The sequence below is a fragment of the Nocardioides sp. genome (assembly GCF_036274455.1).
Lineage (GTDB): Bacteria > Actinomycetota > Actinomycetes > Propionibacteriales > Nocardioidaceae > Nocardioides.
Genome location: NZ_DASUFR010000217.1, coordinates 1 through 3,899, shown reverse-complemented (window position 1 = coordinate 3,899; position 3,899 = coordinate 1). Strand labels below are relative to the sequence as shown.

Annotated in this window: 3 protein-coding genes; 2 read left to right on the top strand and 1 reads right to left on the bottom strand. The window is 70.4% G+C overall.

Annotated elements, in window-relative coordinates; translation table 11 throughout:
* The first annotated feature begins 349 nt into the window (after positions 1-349).
* Together VFV89_RS20820 and VFV89_RS20815 are read left to right on the top strand one after the other, a co-directional pair.
* On the top strand, positions 350-1,750 hold the full coding sequence (locus VFV89_RS20820) for a wax ester/triacylglycerol synthase family O-acyltransferase (protein ID WP_329707896.1): 1,401 nt from the start codon (positions 350-352) through the stop codon (positions 1,748-1,750).
* Between the two features lie 79 nt (positions 1,751-1,829).
* Complete coding sequence (locus VFV89_RS20815) at positions 1,830-2,447, top strand: Hcp family type VI secretion system effector (RefSeq protein WP_329707895.1); 618 nt, start codon at positions 1,830-1,832, stop codon at positions 2,445-2,447.
* 10 nt (positions 2,448-2,457) lie between these two features.
* On the opposite strand, the gene VFV89_RS20810 is transcribed toward VFV89_RS20815, so the two are convergent.
* Positions 2,458-3,294 carry an oxidoreductase gene (locus tag VFV89_RS20810; RefSeq protein WP_329707894.1) on the bottom strand — a complete coding sequence of 279 codons (837 nt, stop codon included), beginning with the start codon at positions 3,292-3,294 and terminating at the stop codon, positions 2,458-2,460.
* Positions 3,295-3,899: the final 605 nt, after the last annotated feature.

Genomic DNA, 3,899 nt, shown 5'->3' with positions numbered 1-3,899 from the left:
GCCGGCGGTGAGGAGGCCACCCAGAGCGCGACGGTCGCGGTGACCGCGGCGACGAGCAGCCCGAGGGCCCGGACGGGCCGTGGCAGGTGCATGTCGTCCTCCCGAGACGTGGGGATGTGTGGCGTCCGACGCTAGGCAGTGGCGACGACCGCGGCGGGCCGGGCCTGGTGGGGCTGTGGAGAGGGGCCGGGGCGGGCCTGGCTGTGGAGACCTGGTGGTCGTTCCGAGGCACGGGGCACCGCGCGGGACGGGGTTGTGGCGCCCGCCGGTGCGCGGGAGGATCGCTCGACCGAGCCCGACCAGCCCGACCACTGCCACGAAACATCCACGGACGAGCGAAGGACACCGGGTGGCCACTCCGATCGACCCGACGGCGGCGGCGTTCCTGCTCGCCGAGAACCGCAGCATGCCGATGCACGTCGGCGGCCTCCAGCTCTTCGAGAAGCCCGAGGGTGCGGGCCGCGACTACACCCGGCAGATGTTCGAGGAGATGCGCGACGTCGAGGAGATCCGGCCGCTCTACCTCAAGCACCCCTACCGCTCCATCAGGACCGGCGGACAGCTGTTCTGGAAGGAGGACGACCAGTTCGACATCGAGCACCACCTCCGCCACAGCGCACTCCCGAAGCCGGGACGCGTCCGCGAGCTCCTCGAGCTGTGTGGGCGGCTGCACTCGACCCGGCTCGCGTGGGAGCGGCCGCTGTGGGAGACCCATGTGATCGAGGGGCTCCGCGACGGGCGGGTCGCGATGTACTCCAAGCTCCACCACGCCCTCGTGGACGGCGTCTCGGCGATGCGGCTGCTGCAGAGCGTCCTCAGCACCGACCCCGACGAGCGCAACATGCCGGCACCCTGGGGTGCGACCGCCGGCTCACGGCGAAGCTCGAAGGCGAAGGAGCCGGTCAACCTCTCCGAGCTCCCGATGACGGCACTTCGCGGCGCGCTCGGCGTCACAGCCGAGGCGGCCGGCATGCCCTCCGCCCTGGTCAAGACGTTGACCAAGAGCTTCCGCAACGAGACCAGCGCGCTCTCGCTGTACGCCCCGCGCACCCTGTTCAATCAGAGCATCACCGGGTCGCGGCGGTTCGCCGCTCAGGACTGGCCGGTGGAGCGGCTGCGCGCCATCGGCAAGGCCACCGGTACGACGCTCAACGACGTCGTGCTCGCCATGTGCAGCGGCGCGGTCCGCACCTACCTGCTGGAGCTCGACGCCCTCCCCGAGGCCCCACTGGTGGCGATGGTCCCGATCGGCCTCAACGCCAAGCAGTCCCACGTCGCCTCGGCCGACGGCGGCAACGCCGTCGGCGCAGTCATGTGCCAGCTCGCCACCGACCGCAACGACCCCGCCACCCGCCTGAAGTCGATCCACGCGAGCATGAAGGACGGCAAGCAGGCCCTCGAGGGGATGACCCAGGTCCAGATCCTGGCCATGAGCGCCATCGGCCAGGCCCCGGCGATCCTCACCCCGCTCCTGCGGATGCAAGGTTTCGTCCGGCCGCCGTACAACCTGATCATCAGCAACGTCCCCGGACCGAGGACGGCGCACTACTGGAACGGCGCCAAGATGGTCGGCACCTACCCGCTCTCGATCCCCATCAACGGCATGGCGCTCAACATCACCTGCACGTCGTACGACGGCAAGATGGCCTTCGGTCTCACCGGTTGCCGGCGCACCGTGCCGCACCTCCAGCGGCTGCTCACCTACCTCGACGACGAGGTCAAAGCGCTGGAGAAGGCTGCCGGCGTGTGAACCCGGGGACGCGATGGCCCGTTTGAGTCATGACGACACGTCCCATGAGGTGGATCCTCGCGGGCAAGGAGGTTCCCCCATGACCCAGCAGACCCATGTCCCCAGCCGCCGCACCGTCCTCGCCGGCGCCCTCGGCGTCAGCGCCCTCGGCGGTGTCGCCCTCTCGGCCGACAGCGCCACCGCCGCACTCGGCGACCCTGCCATCCCCAGCGACCCCGACGTCGGGTTCTTCCTGAGCATCCCCGGAGTCGCAGGCGAGGCGACGCTGAAAGGGTTCGAGGGCCAGATCGAGCTCCTCACCTGGGCCTGGGGCGTCGACGCCACCTTCTCGACCGGCAGCGGCGGCGGGGGTGGCTCCGGCAAGGCCACACCGCGCGAGGTGATCGCGCTGGCCGAGTCCGGCATCCAGTCGCCACCACTGCTGCTCGACACCAACACCGGCCGCCATCGGCAGTCCGCCCTGATCAGCTGCGTGCGGAGTCTCAAGAAGCCGTTCACGTTCATGACGCTGGAGTTCGAGGAGGTACAGCTGTCGAGCTACGCCGTGACACCGGACCCGACCAACGGGCACCCGCTCGACCTCATCCACCTGGTCTTCACCAGGGTCACCTACACCGTCATTCCGCAGAGGCCCGACGGCTCCGCCGGCACGCCGGTGAGCACAAGCTTCGACTACGGGCGCAACACCGGGAGCTGACCGGTCCGGCTCACTCGAGGTACATCCGGGTCATGATCGCGTCGAAGGCCCGGTCCGGCAGGGCGCGCCGCGCCGTCATCACGGTGCTCGCGCCCTTGCCGGTCGAGTAGCGCGACCTCGGCCGTCGCGCCGTCGCTGCCTTGACGATGGTCCTGGCCACGACCTCGGGGCCGCTGGACATCCGCGGGTTGTCGACGCTCGCCATCGCCTTGGCGGCCTTGGCCGCGCTGGCGGCGTACGCGCCGTCCTTGCTCCGCTCGACCAGCGAGGTACGCGCGATCTCGTTCCACTCCGTCACGATGCCGGCCGGGTGGACGATGACGACATCGATCCCGAACGGCCGCAGCTCGACCCGCAGGCTGTCGCTGAACCCGTCCACCGCGAACTTGGTGGCGTGGTACCACGCCCCGAACGGCTCGTAGATCACTGCCCCGATGGAGGAGATGTTGATGATCCGGCCGTAGTGGTGCTCGCGCATGGACGGCGTGACGAGCTGGACCAGCCGCGCCAGGCCGAACAGGTTCACCTCGAACTGACGCCGCGCCTCCTCCAGCGGCACGTCCTCGACCGCGCCGTAGGACCCGTAGCCCGCGTTGTTGACCAGGACGTCGATCCGCCCCTGCTCGGCGATGATCCGCTGGATCCCGACGACCATCGAGTCGTCGGCGGTGACGTCCATCGCGAAGGTGTGGACGCCCTCGGCCTCCAGGCCGGCCATCCGGTCGACCCGGCGGGCCACGGCGTACGTCGTGAAGCCGGCCCTGAGCAGCCCCAGCGCGGTCTGCTCGCCGATGCCGCTCGAACCGCCGGTCACGAGCGCGACCTTGCCATCGCCCTTCCCGCTCATGACCCCATCCTTCACGCTCGTGAGCCCCGGTCGCCAGCGGCGGCCTGCGCTGGTCGAGCCTGTCGAGACCTCTGCAGGGAAGGCACCCGCGCCAGTCCCAGCCCCAGGTCACCGGGCTTCGAGGCTCGGCGCCAGGGCGCCTCGCACCTCAGCCACCGTCGTGGCCCACCGCCGGTCGAGCCCGTCGAGACCTCCGCGGCGAAGGCACCTGCTGGCGCGTCGGTGGCTGAGGTGTGAGGCCGTTCACGGCTGAGCCTCGAAGCCTCCGCAGCGAAGGCACCTGCTGACACACCGCCAGTCGAGCCCGTCGAGACCTCCGCAGCGAAGGCACCCGCGTAGGTCCCAGCACCGGGTCACCTGGCTTCGAGGCTCGGCGCTGGGGCGCCTCGCACCTCAGCCACCGTGAGGCACCTGCCGGGGGCACCGCTGGTCGAGCCTGTCGAGACCTCCGCAGGGAAGGCACCTGCCGGGGCACCGCTGGTCGAGCTTGTCGAGACCTCCGCAGCCCGCGCTGGAACCTCGGTGCGAGCGGGAGCAGATTGCTGCGGGGATCTCGACAAGCTCGATCAGCGGGGGGGTGCGTAAGGTCTGCGCGTGGCCGAGGT